The sequence below is a fragment of the Micromonospora vinacea genome (assembly GCF_015751785.1).
GTDB lineage: Bacteria > Actinomycetota > Actinomycetes > Mycobacteriales > Micromonosporaceae > Micromonospora > Micromonospora vinacea.
The window spans coordinates 1,989,233-2,001,932 of record NZ_JADOTY010000001.1 but is presented as its reverse complement, the minus strand read 5'-3'; the positions used below and the strand labels follow the sequence as shown (position 1 = coordinate 2,001,932).

The following is a 12,700-nucleotide window of genomic DNA, read 5'->3' as shown; positions in this document are numbered from 1 at the left end:
TCAGCGACCCCCTGGGTCGGCGATGGCGGCCTTCATGATCTGACCGGCGATCCGAGCGGCCTCGCTGCTGCCACCGGGGCCGGCCTGCTCCAGCATCACGCAGACCGCGGAGACCGGGTTGCCGTTCTTGTCCAGGGCGAAGCCGATGAACCAGCCGTGGTCGGGCCGATCCGGGGCGGACTGGGCGGTACCGGTCTTGCCGCCGACCGTGTAGCCGCTGATCGCGGCCTTCTCGCCGGTGCCGTTCCGGACCACACTCACCATCATCTCGCGCAGGTCGGCGGCGACCTGCGGCTCGACGGGCTGGCGCAGCTCCCGCGCGCTTGCTGTGTAGTAGCTGGTGGTCCGGTCCGGGGCGAGCAGCTGCCGCACCAGGTACGGCCGCATCTGGCTGCCGTTGTTGGCGATCGACCCGGCGATCATGGCGCCTTCGAGCGGCGTCATCCGGACGTTGTTCTGGCCGATCGAGGACTGGGCCAGTGCGGCCGGGTCGGTGCTGCCGTCCGGGTTCTGGATGGTCCCGGTCCGGCTGGCCGCCGTGGGCAGGCCGCCCTCGCCGAGATGACCGACGGTGAGGTCCTCCTGCTCGAAGCCGAACTGCCGGGCCTTTTCCTTGACGGCCTCCGCGCCGAGCCGCACGCCGAGCTGGGCGAAGCCGGTGTTGCACGACTCGGTGACCGCCTCCAGCAGGGTGACCTTCGGCTCCGGGCAGATCGAGGCGGCGGCGTTACGGATCGGAGTGCCCGAAGTGGGTGGGGTCCAGCTGGAACCGGCCGGGATCTGGGTGTTCTTGGTGACGCCGTTCTCCAGCGCCGCCGCTGCCACCACGATCTTGAAGGTGGAGCCCGGCGGCAGCGTCTCGGCGAGCGCGCGGTTCTTCAGCGGTTCGGCCGGGTCCTTCTCCAGCTTGTTGTACGCCGCGGTTGCCTCGTTGGTGTCGTGGCTGGCCAGCGGGTTCGGGTCGAAGCTCGGCATGGAGACCAGCGCCTGAATGGCACCGGTACGCGGGTCGATGGCGATCGCCGCGCCCCGCTTCGCACCTACCTCGTTGTTGCGCAGCTGGTCGTACGCCACGTCCTGGGCCCGCTTGGAGAGCGTGAGCAGCACGTTGCCGCCGCCGGTGTCGTCGCCGGTGAACATGTCCTTCAACCGGTCGCCGATCAGCTGGTCGCTGGTGCCGGCCAGGAAGTCGTTCTCCACCTGCTCGATGCCCTGGTCGGCCAGGTTGACCGGCTTGTAGCCGAGCACGTGTGCGTACTTCGGGCCACCCGGGTAGGAGCGCTGGAACTTCAGCTTGCCGGTGGTCTCCTTGCTCGTGGCCAGCGCGGTGCCGCCGGCCTCGATGTTGCCGCGCTTGCGCTTGTAGTCGGCGACCTGGACCCGCCCGTTGTAGTCGCTGGTCCGGTATTCGTCCGCCTTGTAGGCCTGGATCCAGTTGAGGTTGGCGAAGAGCAGACCGAACAGGACCATGACGACGACGCCAACGCGGCGCAGGGGTGCGTTCACGGCTTGATCACCTCCGTGGGAGCACCGTGCAGCTGCTCGGGCGGGCCACCGCTGGGTCGGGCCGCCTTGCCCCCGCTGCCTCCGGTCACCGGTCGGCGGGCACCGTCGGAGACTCGCAGCAGCACCGCGATGAGCAGCCAGTTGGCCATCAGCGACGAGCCACCGGCGGACAGGAACGGGGTGGTCTGACCGGTCAGCGGGATGAGCTTGCTGATCCCACCGACGATCACGAAGACCTGGAGGCCGAGGGTGAACGCGAGACCGCCGGCGAGCAGTTTGCCGAACGAGTCCCGTACCGCCAGCGCGGCCCGCAGCCCGCGCTCCACGATCAGCAGGTAGACGACCAGCAGCGCGGAGAGACCGAAGAGGCCGATTTCCTCACCGATGCCGGCGAAGATGAAGTCGTTCTGCACCTCGGGCAGAATGTCCGGTTGACCGCCGCCCGGCCCGGCGCCGAAGAGCCCGCCCGTGCCCAGGGCCAGCAGGCCCTGCACGAGTTGGTAGCCCTTGTCGGTCGGGTCGGCGAACGGGTCGAGCCAGATCTCGGCCCGCAAGTAGAAGTTGGCGAACGGCCCGCCGACAGTCGAGCCGAGGACGTAGGCGAGGTACGCGCCGCCGAAGAAGAGGACCAGGCCGATCAGCAGCCAGCTGACCCGTTCGGTGGCGATGTAGAGCGTCACCACGAACATGCCGAAGTAGAGCAGCGAGGTGCCCAGGTCCTTCTCGAAGACCAGCACCAGGACGCTGATCAGCCAGACGCCGACCACCGGGCCGAGGTCGCGGCCCCGCGGGAAGTCGATGCCGAGGAAGCGCCGGCTGGCCAGCGACAGCACCTCACGCTTGCGCACCAGGTAGTAGGCGAAGAAGACCAGCAGCGCCAGCTTGGCGAACTCACCCGGCTGGATCGAGAACAGGCCGACATCGATCCACAGTTTGGCGCCATTCTTCTCGGAGATGCTCGACGGCAGCACCGCCGGGAGCATCACCAGCACGATGCCGGCCAGGCCCAGGGTGTACGCGTACCGCGAGATCGACCGGTGGTCGCGCATGATGGCGAGCAGGGCGGCGGCGAGGATCACCGCACCGAGCGTCCAGGCGAGCTGGCGCCCGCCCTGCCCCGCGAAGACGGCCAGGCTCTCCCGCTCGGCCACCGGGGCGTCCCCCAGGTCGATCCGGCGCAGGAAGCCCACCCCAAGCCCGTTGAGCAGGGCCACCGCCGGCAGCAGCGCCGGGTCGGCGAACGGGGCCAGGAACCGGATGACCAGGTGCAGGCCGAGGAAGACCGCGCCGAGCGCGGCGGCCGGCATCCAGAAGTCCGAGGTGACCGTGTCCAGCAGGTTCGCCTCGACGGTCGCCCCGTACGCGGCCACCAGCACCATCGCGAGCAACAGCAGATACAGCTCGGCGTTGCGGCGCGACCGCGCCAGGCGTACGCCGGATTGCTCGCCCGCGGTGGCGGGCGAGGGTGCCGGTGTGGCCGCTGCGGTCACGGGTGGAGTCCTCAGGATCTCAGCCGACGCTCACTCAGGAGACCGGCAGCCGGCCGTGTCGAGCGCCGGCGTGGCCGAGTCGGAGGGCGTGACGTCGGGTGTGGTGGTCGCGCCGGCCCCACCGAGAGCGGTGGTGGCACCGACGGTCGGGCTTGCGCTGACAACCCCGTTGGGGGTCGGCGACGCGTTGGCGCTCGGGCTGCCGTTCGGGGTCGGCGTCGAACCGACCGGGGTCGGCGTCGGCGTCGGCGTGGTGACCCCGGCGGTCGGGTCGAGCGGGCAGAGCGGCTTCAGGTTGGGGTTGCTCGGCGTGTCGCTGGTCAGCTCGGCGAGCTGACGCTCCGCGTCCGGCTCACTCTTGGCCCGGATGCCGACCTTGACGGTGTCCTGTGCGGCGACAGTGAGGTCGTCCAGGCGGGTGCCGCTGCGGCGGTGCACGCTGGACAGGTCCATTCCGGCGATCTGACCCTGGACACCGCGGAAGACGGCGACCTGGCCCTCTTCGGTGGCTCCCACGTAGTACTGCCGCTGGGTGTAGGTCCAACCACCGAACGCCGCACCACCGACGATCACCAGCAGGGCCAGCGCCATGGCGGCGGTCCGGACCGGGCGTCGCTTCGGCCGGTCGGCGTCGTCGTCGGAGGCCGCCGGCTCCTCGGGCGCGGCCGGACGCGGCGCGGAGAGCGCCGAGGCTCGGGCGGCCGGAGTCGAGTCGTCGGCGGAGGTCGCCATGCCCCGGTCCCGGGCGGCGGCGCCGCCCACGATCGGGGTCGCCTCGACGATGTCCTGATCCGTGGCGTCGGCGATGATCACCGTGATGTTGTCCGGCCCACCGCCGCGCAGCGCGAGCTGCACCAGCCGCTCGACGCACTGCTGCGGGTCGGTGTACTCCCGCAGGGTCTCGCCGATGGTTTCGGCGCTGACCACGCCCGAGAGGCCGTCGCTGCAGATCAGGTACCGGTCGCCGGGCATTACCTGGCGGACCGAGTATTCCGGGTCGATGTCCCGACCGTCGAGGGCGCGGGTCAGCAGCGACCGCTGCGGGTGACTGCTCGCCTCCTCGGGGCTGATCCGGCCTTCGTCGACAAGCATCTGGACGTACGTGTCGTCCTTGGTGATCTGTGCGAACTCGCCGTTGCGCAGCAGATAGGCCCGCGAGTCGCCAATGTGGACCATCCCCAGCTTGCTGCCGGTGAAGAGGGTCGCCGTCAGCGTGGTGCCCATCCCCTCCAACTGCGGGTTGGCGTCCACCGTGTCGCGGAGTTGTTGGTTGGCGGTGCCCACGGCCGAACGCAACGCATCGACGAGAGCGTCCCCCGGGACGTCCTCGTCGAGCGGCGCCATGGCACCGATGACGATGTTGCTGGCGACGTCACCGGCGGCCATACCGCCCATGCCGTCGGCAACGGCGAGTAACCGCGGCCCGGCGTAGACGGAGTCTTGATTGCCGTCTCGGATCAGACCGCGGTCGCTGTGGGCCGCATAGCGCAGGGTCAGAGTCATGGCCGTAATTCGAGGGAAGTGCGGCCGATCCGGATCGGCACGCCGAGGGGGACGGGGGTTGGTCCGGAGACCTTAGCGCGATCGAGGTACGTGCCGTTAGTCGAGCCGAGATCCTCGACGTACCACTGCCCTTCACGCGGCACGAGCCGGGCGTGTCGCGCGGAGGCGTAGTCGTCGGTGATGACCAGGGTGGAGTCTTCAGCCCGACCGATGGTGATCTGCGCTTCACCGAGAGTGATTTTGGTGCCGGCCAGCTGACCGGCCGTCACCACCAGTTGGTGCGCAGCTCTGCCCCGCTTCACCTTCGCTGGCTTGGCCGCCTGCCCCGTCGAGGCGCCCACCGCGCGCGGCGCGGCCACCAGGCGACCGGACCGGGCGCCCGCGAAGAGGTCCCGGCGGATCACGCCGACCACCGTGAACACGAAGATCCACAGCAGGATCAGGAACCCGAACCGGGCAACGGTGATGACCAGTTCCGGCAAGGCAGGTCAGCCGTCCACGCGGAAGGTCAGCGTCGTCGTACCGAGCTGGACCATGTCACCGGGGTTGAGCGCGACGGCGGAGACCCGCTGCCCGTTCACCATGGTGCCGTTGGTCGAACCCAGGTCGGTCAGCACGACCTGGCCCCCGTCGAAATCCAGCCGGGCGTGTCGGCGGGAGATGCCGACGTCGGGCAGGCGCAGGTTGGCCTGGTCGCCACGACCGATCACCGTCGACCCCATCTGGAGGGGGTAGGTGCGACCGTCGCCGGAGACCAGCCGCACGTTGCGACCGCCACCGTGCCCGGGCGGCGGGCCGTAGCCACCGCCCTGGTCGTACGCGGGGTAGGCGGGCGGGCCGGCGTCGTAGCCGGGTGCCGACACCGGGGCGACCTCACCACCGGTGTAGACCTCGGCCGTGACACGGAACATGCCCGTGTCCAGGCCCTCGCCTCGCTCGATCTCGACGATCACGTCGCCGTAGACCGTCCACGCCTGCTCGCCGATGAACTCCGCCTGCGACTGGGCCAACTCCTGGGCCAGCGCGGCGGCGTACGGCGCCAGCCGACTGTGGTCGAACGGCGAGAGATCGATCACGTAGCGGTTGGGCACCAACGTGCGCCCACCGGCCAGGATCGCCTTGTGCGCCTCGGCCTCCCGCTGCATGGCGTTGAGGATCTCCACGGGGTGGACCACCCCTTTGAAGACCTTGGCGAAGGCCCCTTCGACCAGGCCTTCCAGACGCTTCTCGAAGCGTTGCAGCACGCTCACCGGCTCCTCCTCGGGTCCCGAGGACATGATGGTATCCGGCCGGCGCGCGCGCAGCTCACACGCCGCTCGGCCGGCTGCTCTCGACCCGTTCGGAAGGGCCGGGACTGTCGTGCTAATCTTTCGTCCGCCACGAACGGTAATCGCTCGTGGCGAGCGCCAGGGACAGCGTAGTATTCCCGGGGCCCGTTGGAGACAGCGGGGCCGGGCAGCTAGAGTGTTCCGGGTTGTGCCACGGGGATGTGGCGGAATGGCAGACGCGCACGGTTCAGGTCCGTGTGCCCGAAAGGGCGTGGGGGTTCAACTCCCCCCATCCCCACCACCGACGAGGGCTCCGCTTGATGCGGGGCCCTTCCGTCATATCGGGGCGTGCTGGACGTCACGCTATGCTCCGATGGATTCTGCCTCCGATGGACCAGGAGTGGCGTGTGAGTGTCGCGTTGGTGACAGGGTCGGGTGGTCTGATCGGCTCCGAGGCGGTCCGGCATTTCGCCGGCCTCGGTCTGGATGTCGTCGGCATCGACAACGACATGCGCCGGTACTTCTTCGGCGAGGACGGCTCCACCTCATGGAGTCTGGAACGGCTCGGCCGTGACCTGGGTAACGCGTACACCCACTTCGCGGTGGACATCCGGGACCGCGACGGCCTGGAGCAGGTGTTCAAGAAGTACGGCTCGGACATCGCCGTGGTGATCCACAGCGCTGCCCAGCCGAGCCACGACTGGGCAGCCAAGGAGCCGTACACGGACTTCGACGTGAACGCCGGTGGCACGCTCAACATCCTGGAGAACACCCGCCGGCACGCGATCGACGCGCCGTTCATCCACTGCTCGACAAACAAGGTCTACGGCGACCGGCCCAACAGCCTGCCGCTCACCGAGCTGGAGACCCGGTACGAGCTGCCCGACGACCACCGCTGGTACCAGGGCATCACCGAAGAGATGTCGATCGACCACTCGCTGCACTCGGTCTTCGGCGCCTCGAAGGTCGCCGCGGACGTGATGGTCCAGGAGTACGGGCGCTACTTCGACATGAAGACCGCCTGCTTCCGGGGTGGCACCCTGACCGGCCCGGCGCACTCCGCGGCGGAGCTGCACGGGTTCCTGGCCTACCTGATGCGCTGCGTCATGGAGGGCCGGACGTACAACCTCTTCGGCTACAAGGGCAAGATGGTCCGGGACGCGATCCACTCGCACGACGTGTTGACAGCGTTCGAGGCGTTCTTCCGGGCTCCGCGGTCCGCGGAGGTCTACAACCTCGGTGGCGGCCGGCACTCCAACACCTCCCACATCGAGGCATTCCGGATCGCCGAGGAGATCACCGGCCGCGAGGCGCAGATCAACTACGTCGAGCAGAACCGCACCGGCGACCACCAGTGGTACGTCAGCAGCATGGCCCGGTTCGAGGCGCAGTATCCGGACTGGAAGATCACATACGACGTGCCGATGATCCTGCGGGAAATCTACGAGGCCAACGTGGACAAGTGGGTGGCCCAGTCATGAGCGCCCGGACCAAGCGCAACGTGCTCGGCGTCCTGGTCGACGCCACCGACTACGCGACGGCGACCGACGCGGTGGTGACCGCCGCGCACGAGCGGCGTCCCCTCGCACTGACCGCGTTGGCAGTGCACGGTGTGATGACCGGGGTGCTCGACCCGGCGCACAACGCGCGGCTCAACTCCTTCGACGTGGTCACGCCGGACGGGCAGCCGGTGCGGTGGGCACTCAACCTGCTGCACCACGCCGGGCTCAACGACCGGGTGTACGGGCCGACCCTGACACTGCACGTGCTGTCGCGCTTCGCCGACGAGGGGCTGCCGGTCTACCTGTACGGCTCGACCGAGGAGACCCTCGCCCGGCTGATCCCGGCCCTGGAGCGGATGTTCCCCGCGCTGAAGATCGCCGGGGTGGAGCCGTCCAAGTTCCGTGCCGTCCAGCCCGGCGAGGACGCCGAGATCGCCGACCGGATCCGGTCCAGCGGTGCCCGGCTGGTCCTGGTCGGGCTCGGCTGCCCGCGCCAGGAGGTCTTCGCGTACGCCATGCGGCCGTTGCTCGACATGCCGCTGATGGCTGTCGGCGCGGCCTTCGACTACCACGCCGGGCTGCTGCGCCAGCCTCCGCCGTGGATGCAGCGTGCCGGCCTGGAGTGGTTCTGGCGTCTCGGTCTGGAGCCGAAGCGGCTCTGGCGCCGCTACGTCATCCTCAACCCGGCGTACCTGAGCCGGCTCGCCGCGCAGAAGGTCGGCCTGTGGAAGGCCCGCCCGCCGGCGCCGGCCACCGAGCGGCCGGCCACCTTCTCGGTCTGAAGCCCGATCCGTACGACGCGAGGCCCCACCCGGCGATGCTCGGGTGGGGCCTCGGTCGTGGGAGACCGGTCAGACGGTCAGGGTCCAGGTGTTGATGTAGCCGGTGTCGACCGAGTAGGTGTCCCGTACCTGAAGTCGCCAGATGCCGTCGGCGGCCTCACCGGACACGTTGACCGTGTACGTGGCGTTCACGTTGTCGGCGCTGTCCGAGGTGCTGCTGTTCTTGAGCCGGTACGAGCTGCCGTCCGGGGCGAGCAGGTCGATGACCAGGTCGCCGCGGTAGGTGTGCACGATGTTCACCGCCACGGTGGAGGTCGAGGAGGCGTTGCGACCGCAGCCGGAGATGGTGATCGAGCTGGTCACCGCCGAGCCGGCGTCCGGGATCGACACGTCGGTGCCGTTGGTGCCGGTGCAGCCGGTGGGCGGCGGCGGGGTGGTGCCGGTGCCGACGTAGAGCAACAGGTTCGGCGAGCCCGAGCCGGGGTTGCCCACCACGTTGGGGGTGGCGTTGGCCACCAGTTGGTTGCGGACCTGAGCCGGGGTCCAGCTCGGGTTGGCGCTGGCCACCAGGGCCGCCGCTCCGACCACGTGCGGGGTGGCCATCGAGGTGCCGCTGATCGTGTTGGTAGCGGTGTTGCTGTTGTACCAGGCCGAGGTGATCGACGAGCCGGGCGCGAAGATGTCCAGGCAGGTGCCGACGTTGGAGAACGACGACCGGGCGTCCGAGCTGGTCGTCGAGCCCACAGTGATGGCTTCCGTGGTACGCGCCGGCGAGGTGTTGCAGGCGTTCGCACCGTTGTCGTTGCCGGCCGCGAGGCCGTACGTGACGCCCGAGGCGATCGAGTTGCGGACGGCGTTGTCCAGCGAGGTGTTCGCGCCGCCGCCGAGGCTCATGTTCGCCACCGCCGGCTTGATCGCGTTGGCGGTGACCCAGTCGACGCCGGCGATCACACCGGCGTTGGTGCCACTGCCGGAGCAGTTCAGCACCCGTACGCCGACGAGCTGTACGGCCTTGGCCACACCGTACGAGGACCCGCCGACGGTGCCGGCCACGTGCGTGCCGTGCCCGTTGCAGTCGTCGGCCGACCCGCCGTCGACAGCGTCGTAGCCGGAGGTGGCCCGGCCGCCGAAGTCGTTGTGGGAGAACCGGATGCCCGTGTCGATGATGTAGGCGTGCACGTTGCTCGCCGTGTTCGGGTAGGTGTAGGAGCTGTCCAACGGCAGGTTGCGCTGGTCGATCCGGTCGAGGCCCCAGGAGGGCGGGTTGGCCTGCGTGCCGGAGATCGAGACGGTGTGGTTCTGCTCGACGTACGCCACCGCCGGGTCGGCCGCGATCCGCGCCGCCGCGCTGGCGCTCACCTTGACCTCGAAGCCGCGCAGCGCGGCGCCGTAGGTGCGGGCCACAGTGCCGCCGTGACGGCCGGAGAGCCGCTTCGCGGTGTCGCCGACCCGGTCCCGGGCCACGGCGCTGTCCTTGAGTACGACGATGTAGCTGTCCGGCACGGCGGTGGCTCCGCCGGCGGCCCGAACCACACCCTCGGGTTCGGCGGCCAGGGCTGGGGTGCCGACGGCCAGCATGGTCGCCGCGGCCACCCCGATCAGCACGGACCTTCGTGGAAGACCCATCTCCTACCTCCCTCTGACCGGCGGCGGAACGTGACCGCCAGTCCCAACATCAATCGACAATTGCCGATCTAGCTGAGGGTAGATCAGCGCTCCGGCAGTTGAACATGCCGAAACGTCCATACCTTCGAGTGATGACCCCCTACGGGCCCGGCGTCCGGGACGAACGGGGGACGGGCCCGGATTCGCCCCGCCGGGATTCGGGAAAGACTCTCGAACATGGAGAGTCAGCTCACCATCCTGCTTCCGGTCGCCGCCGTCTGGCTGGCCGCCGGCGTCGTTGCCGACGGCCTACCCCGACTGCGCAACACCCGCATGCTGCGCCGGCGTACCGGATGGTTGCTGGTGCTGGCCGTCACCGGCGTGGCGCTCACCGCAGCCGTGCTCGGCGGCGGGCTGTTCAGCACCGGCGCCACGCCGGTCGACCGGGCCGCCACCGGGCTCACCCTGGCCGCCGGCCCGGCGCTCGTGGCGACGGTCTGCTCGGTACGGCGGATCCGCCGCCTGCGGGCCGGTGCGGGCGCGTTCGCCAGCGCCCCGGCCACCCCCGCGCCGCACGGCCTGCGCGCCGCCGCGGCTCACCCGCTCGTCGGGCTGCCACTTCAGGTCACCGCGTTGGCCACGGTGCCGGCGCTGATCGCGGCGGCCGGCGCCGACCTCGGAGCCGACCCCGGTGTCACCGGGCCGGCGATCACCGTCGGTGCGCTCGCCGTGGTCGCCATCGGGGTCCGGCACGCGCTCCGCCACAACCGCTTCGCCGAGCGGGTCCAGCCCGTCGCGGCGCCGTCAACGCGGACGGCTGGCGCCCTGCACGTATAGCAACTCCAGGATCGACCTGGTCGCCTCGAACCAGCGGTCCAGCCAGTCCTGCGAGGGCACGGTGCCCTTCGGCGGCAACTCCATCAGCAGACCACGCAGCAACGGGTGGTCGGCCAGGGACTGGGGCGGCTCCATCGGCCAGCCCGACGGCGGGAACGACGGCTCGATCAGCGGGTTCGGGTCCAGCGAGGGCAGCGAGAGCGGAGGATCCGTCGTCTCGGAAGCGCCATCCCGCCCACCCAACTCCTGGTCGGTCGAGACCACCTCGGTCAGAACCGTGTCCCGACGAGCGCCGCGGTACTTGCCACCGAACCGTTCCGGCTTCGCCGGACCGGTGGTGAGGTTGTCTGAACCGATCGTCGTCATCCGTCTCGCCTACTCGCTCGGTTGCGGGTCGGTGCGGCGGGTCGTCGACAAGCGCCGTACCGACCGGTTCAACGAGACGGGGGCGCTCTGGCGACGGGAATCCCGGACGGAACCTCTCCGACCCCCGGCCGCGACGCGACCACTCCTGCGGACACGGCAGAGTCCCCGCCCGGCGAACCGGACGGGGACTCCATTGACCAGTCGGTCAGACCGCGCCGAACACACCACCCCGGGTGCCGGCAACGAAGGCGTGCCAGTCACCGGGCGCGAAGACCAGGGCGGGGCCCGCCTTGTCCTTCGAGTCCCGCACTCCGACCGCCCCCGTCACGTACGCCACCTCCACGCAGTTGTCACAGTTCGGCCCGCTCTTCGAGCTCTTGAACCATGCTGCCTGCGTCAGGTCCACGGGGAACCTTTTGGTCGCCATTTCCACAACGGCTCCTCTGCCAGTTTTGCGATGTGTGCGACGGACTCCTCCGGACGTATGGCCGCAGCGCGGATGTGATCGAAGATGAAGCTGTACTTCTGTAGTTCGTCGCTCTTCTCGAGGAAGAGCCCACCCGTGGCGTTCTCCGCGTACACAACATCCGGATCACCGGGCTCAGGGAAGCTGAGGATCGTGAACGTGCCGTCCATGCCGGCATGCGCACCCACCTCGAAGGGCAGGATCTGCAGCGTCACGTTCGGCAACTCGGCCACCTCGACCAACCGCTTGAGTTGACCGCGCATCACCTCGTCCCCGCCCACCGGCCGACTTACCACCGCCTCATCGAGCACCACCCACAGATCGACCGGATCGTCCTGGGTCAATAACGACTGACGGCCCAGACGGACACGCACTCTTTGATGCACCTGATCGGCTGTGAAGTCCGGACGGGCGGCGCGGATCATGGCCCCGGCGTACTCCTCGGTCTCCAGAAGACCCGGAACGACCTGCTGTTCGTACGCCCGGATCGAACTCGCCGCCGCCTCCAGCCCGACGTACGCGCCGACGAGCACCGTGCTGTACGGATGCCACCAGCCCTTCTGGCGGGCCTCCCGGGCGATCTGCACCAGCTCGTCGCTCTCGGCGCCGACCACGCCGTAGATCCGCAGCATGTCCCGCACGTCGCGTGGGGTGGCCGTGGTGTGCCCGGTCTCGATCCGGGAGACCTTCGACGCCGAGCACTCCAACTGTTCGGCGACCACCTCGATGGTGATCCCGGCGGACTCCCGCTGCCGGCGCAGCTCGGCCCCGAGCCGCCGCCGTCTGATGGTGGGACTGCGCCGCTCACTCATCGCGCAACCCGTGAGTCACTGGTCCCCGCCGCTGGCTGCTCGACCCCACTCGGGCTACCTCCGGTAACGCGCCACTGGTGACACCCGCCGGGGGCGCGACCGTCGACCGGCGAGCGTTCGCGACGAGGGGGGTGGTGCCGGTCCTCGGCCGGCCGCGACGGGCGAAACCGCCCTCAGTGTGCCGCCCGGACGCGGATGGCTTCAATAGGCCTTTCGCGCGACACGCTCACGTATCGGCAAAAGTCGACGTGCAACTTGCATGAAGCACGTCCCTGATGCACTCTGTCCGTATGGCTCGGATCACTCAGCGTCTCTGTCCGGTCCCTCGGAGTGGTGACCCCACCGCTGCGGGGAAGCCGGGCACGGCGCGGGCCCGGCCCACGACAACGCGACCTGCTCCGGGGTAAGGACCCCGCCGCTGCAAGCCGGCAAGCTGCGGCGGCGGGCGCGGTTCCCGGAAGCAACCGGGTGGTGGTCGGGTGGCGGCACGTCACCAGCGGGGTACGGCCCGACCACCGCCATCCGCACCACCGGTTCACGAGGCACGACCCCGTCACCGGCCG

Annotated in this window: 12 protein-coding genes and 1 tRNA gene; 4 read left to right on the top strand and 9 right to left on the bottom strand. The window is 69.7% G+C overall.

The window, feature by feature from the left end; translation table 11 throughout:
• From IW249_RS09640 to IW249_RS09620, 5 genes are read right to left on the bottom strand one after another with little or no spacing between them, the layout of a single operon-like run.
• On the bottom strand, positions 1–1,506 hold the full coding sequence (locus IW249_RS09640) for a peptidoglycan D,D-transpeptidase FtsI family protein (protein ID WP_196920420.1): 1,506 nt from the start codon (positions 1,504–1,506) through the stop codon (positions 1–3).
• Complete coding sequence (locus IW249_RS09635) at positions 1,503–2,996, bottom strand: FtsW/RodA/SpoVE family cell cycle protein (RefSeq protein WP_196920419.1); 1,494 nt, start codon at positions 2,994–2,996, stop codon at positions 1,503–1,505. The genes IW249_RS09640 and IW249_RS09635 overlap by 4 nt, the downstream gene beginning before the upstream one ends.
• A gap of 30 nt (positions 2,997–3,026) precedes the next feature.
• Positions 3,027–4,499, bottom strand: coding sequence for a PP2C family protein-serine/threonine phosphatase (locus IW249_RS09630; RefSeq protein ID WP_196920418.1), 1,473 nt, complete (start codon positions 4,497–4,499; stop codon positions 3,027–3,029).
• The gene (locus tag IW249_RS09625; protein WP_030487599.1) at positions 4,496–4,981 is read right to left on the bottom strand and encodes an FHA domain-containing protein FhaB/FipA; all 486 of its coding nucleotides are present in this window, start codon (positions 4,979–4,981) and stop codon (positions 4,496–4,498) included. Before IW249_RS09625 ends, IW249_RS09630 begins: the two co-directional genes overlap by 4 nt.
• A gap of 6 nt (positions 4,982–4,987) precedes the next feature.
• Positions 4,988–5,776: an FHA domain-containing protein gene (locus IW249_RS09620; RefSeq protein WP_007454122.1), complete on the bottom strand. Its 789-nt coding sequence runs from the start codon at positions 5,774–5,776 to the stop codon at positions 4,988–4,990.
• 206 nt (positions 5,777–5,982) lie between these two features.
• Between IW249_RS09620 and IW249_RS09615 the strand changes: the two genes are divergently transcribed.
• The 3 genes from IW249_RS09615 to IW249_RS09605 all read left to right on the top strand — a co-directional run bounded on the left by IW249_RS09615 (position 5,983) and on the right by IW249_RS09605 (position 8,051).
• A tRNA-Leu gene (locus tag IW249_RS09615) sits at positions 5,983–6,068 on the top strand.
• Positions 6,069–6,132: 64 nt separating this feature from the next.
• Complete coding sequence (locus tag IW249_RS09610; RefSeq protein WP_196920417.1) at positions 6,133–7,248, top strand: NAD-dependent epimerase/dehydratase family protein; 1,116 nt, start codon at positions 6,133–6,135, stop codon at positions 7,246–7,248.
• Positions 7,245–8,051 (top strand): WecB/TagA/CpsF family glycosyltransferase, encoded by an 807-nt coding sequence (locus IW249_RS09605; protein ID WP_196920416.1) that lies wholly within the window; start codon positions 7,245–7,247, stop codon positions 8,049–8,051. Before IW249_RS09610 ends, IW249_RS09605 begins: the two co-directional genes overlap by 4 nt.
• Positions 8,052–8,120: 69 nt before the next feature.
• Here the strand turns inward: IW249_RS09605 and IW249_RS09600 are convergent, their stop codons facing one another.
• Entirely contained in the window at positions 8,121–9,677 is a 1,557-nt protein-coding gene (locus IW249_RS09600; protein ID WP_196920415.1) for a S8 family peptidase, read from the bottom strand.
• Between the two features lie 216 nt (positions 9,678–9,893).
• Here IW249_RS09600 and IW249_RS09595 point away from each other — a divergent pair, with 216 nt between their 5' ends.
• Positions 9,894–10,493, top strand: coding sequence for a hypothetical protein (locus IW249_RS09595; RefSeq protein WP_196920414.1), 600 nt, complete (start codon positions 9,894–9,896; stop codon positions 10,491–10,493).
• On the opposite strand, the gene IW249_RS09590 is transcribed toward IW249_RS09595, so the two are convergent.
• From IW249_RS09590 to IW249_RS09580, 3 genes are all read right to left on the bottom strand, one after another.
• Entirely contained in the window at positions 10,461–10,859 is a 399-nt protein-coding gene (locus tag IW249_RS09590) for a hypothetical protein (protein ID WP_196920413.1), read from the bottom strand. The genes IW249_RS09595 and IW249_RS09590 overlap by 33 nt on opposite strands.
• Before the next feature lie 205 nt (positions 10,860–11,064).
• A complete protein-coding gene (locus IW249_RS09585) occupies positions 11,065–11,286 on the bottom strand; it encodes a DUF397 domain-containing protein (RefSeq protein WP_130405931.1) in 222 nt (73 codons plus the stop codon).
• Positions 11,256–12,137, bottom strand: a complete 882-nt coding sequence (locus tag IW249_RS09580; RefSeq protein WP_091396372.1) for a helix-turn-helix domain-containing protein — start codon at positions 12,135–12,137, stop codon at positions 11,256–11,258. Before IW249_RS09580 ends, IW249_RS09585 begins: the two co-directional genes overlap by 31 nt.
• Positions 12,138–12,700 lie beyond the last annotated feature (563 nt).

Coding starts and splice junctions, on each gene's coding strand:
- IW249_RS09580 (WP_091396372.1), bottom strand. CDS start 12,137: ATGAGTGAGCGGCGCAGTCCCACCATCAGACGGCGGCGGCTCGGGGCC.
- IW249_RS09585 (WP_130405931.1), bottom strand. CDS start 11,286: ATGGCGACCAAAAGGTTCCCCGTGGACCTGACGCAGGCAGCATGGTTC.
- IW249_RS09620 (WP_007454122.1), bottom strand. CDS start 5,776: ATGTCCTCGGGACCCGAGGAGGAGCCGGTGAGCGTGCTGCAACGCTTC.
- IW249_RS09595 (WP_196920414.1), top strand. CDS start 9,894: ATGGAGAGTCAGCTCACCATCCTGCTTCCGGTCGCCGCCGTCTGGCTG.
- IW249_RS09630 (WP_196920418.1), bottom strand. CDS start 4,499: ATGACTCTGACCCTGCGCTATGCGGCCCACAGCGACCGCGGTCTGATC.
- IW249_RS09605 (WP_196920416.1), top strand. CDS start 7,245: ATGAGCGCCCGGACCAAGCGCAACGTGCTCGGCGTCCTGGTCGACGCC.
- IW249_RS09610 (WP_196920417.1), top strand. CDS start 6,133: ATGCTCCGATGGATTCTGCCTCCGATGGACCAGGAGTGGCGTGTGAGT.
- IW249_RS09600 (WP_196920415.1), bottom strand. CDS start 9,677: ATGGGTCTTCCACGAAGGTCCGTGCTGATCGGGGTGGCCGCGGCGACC.
- IW249_RS09590 (WP_196920413.1), bottom strand. CDS start 10,859: ATGACGACGATCGGTTCAGACAACCTCACCACCGGTCCGGCGAAGCCG.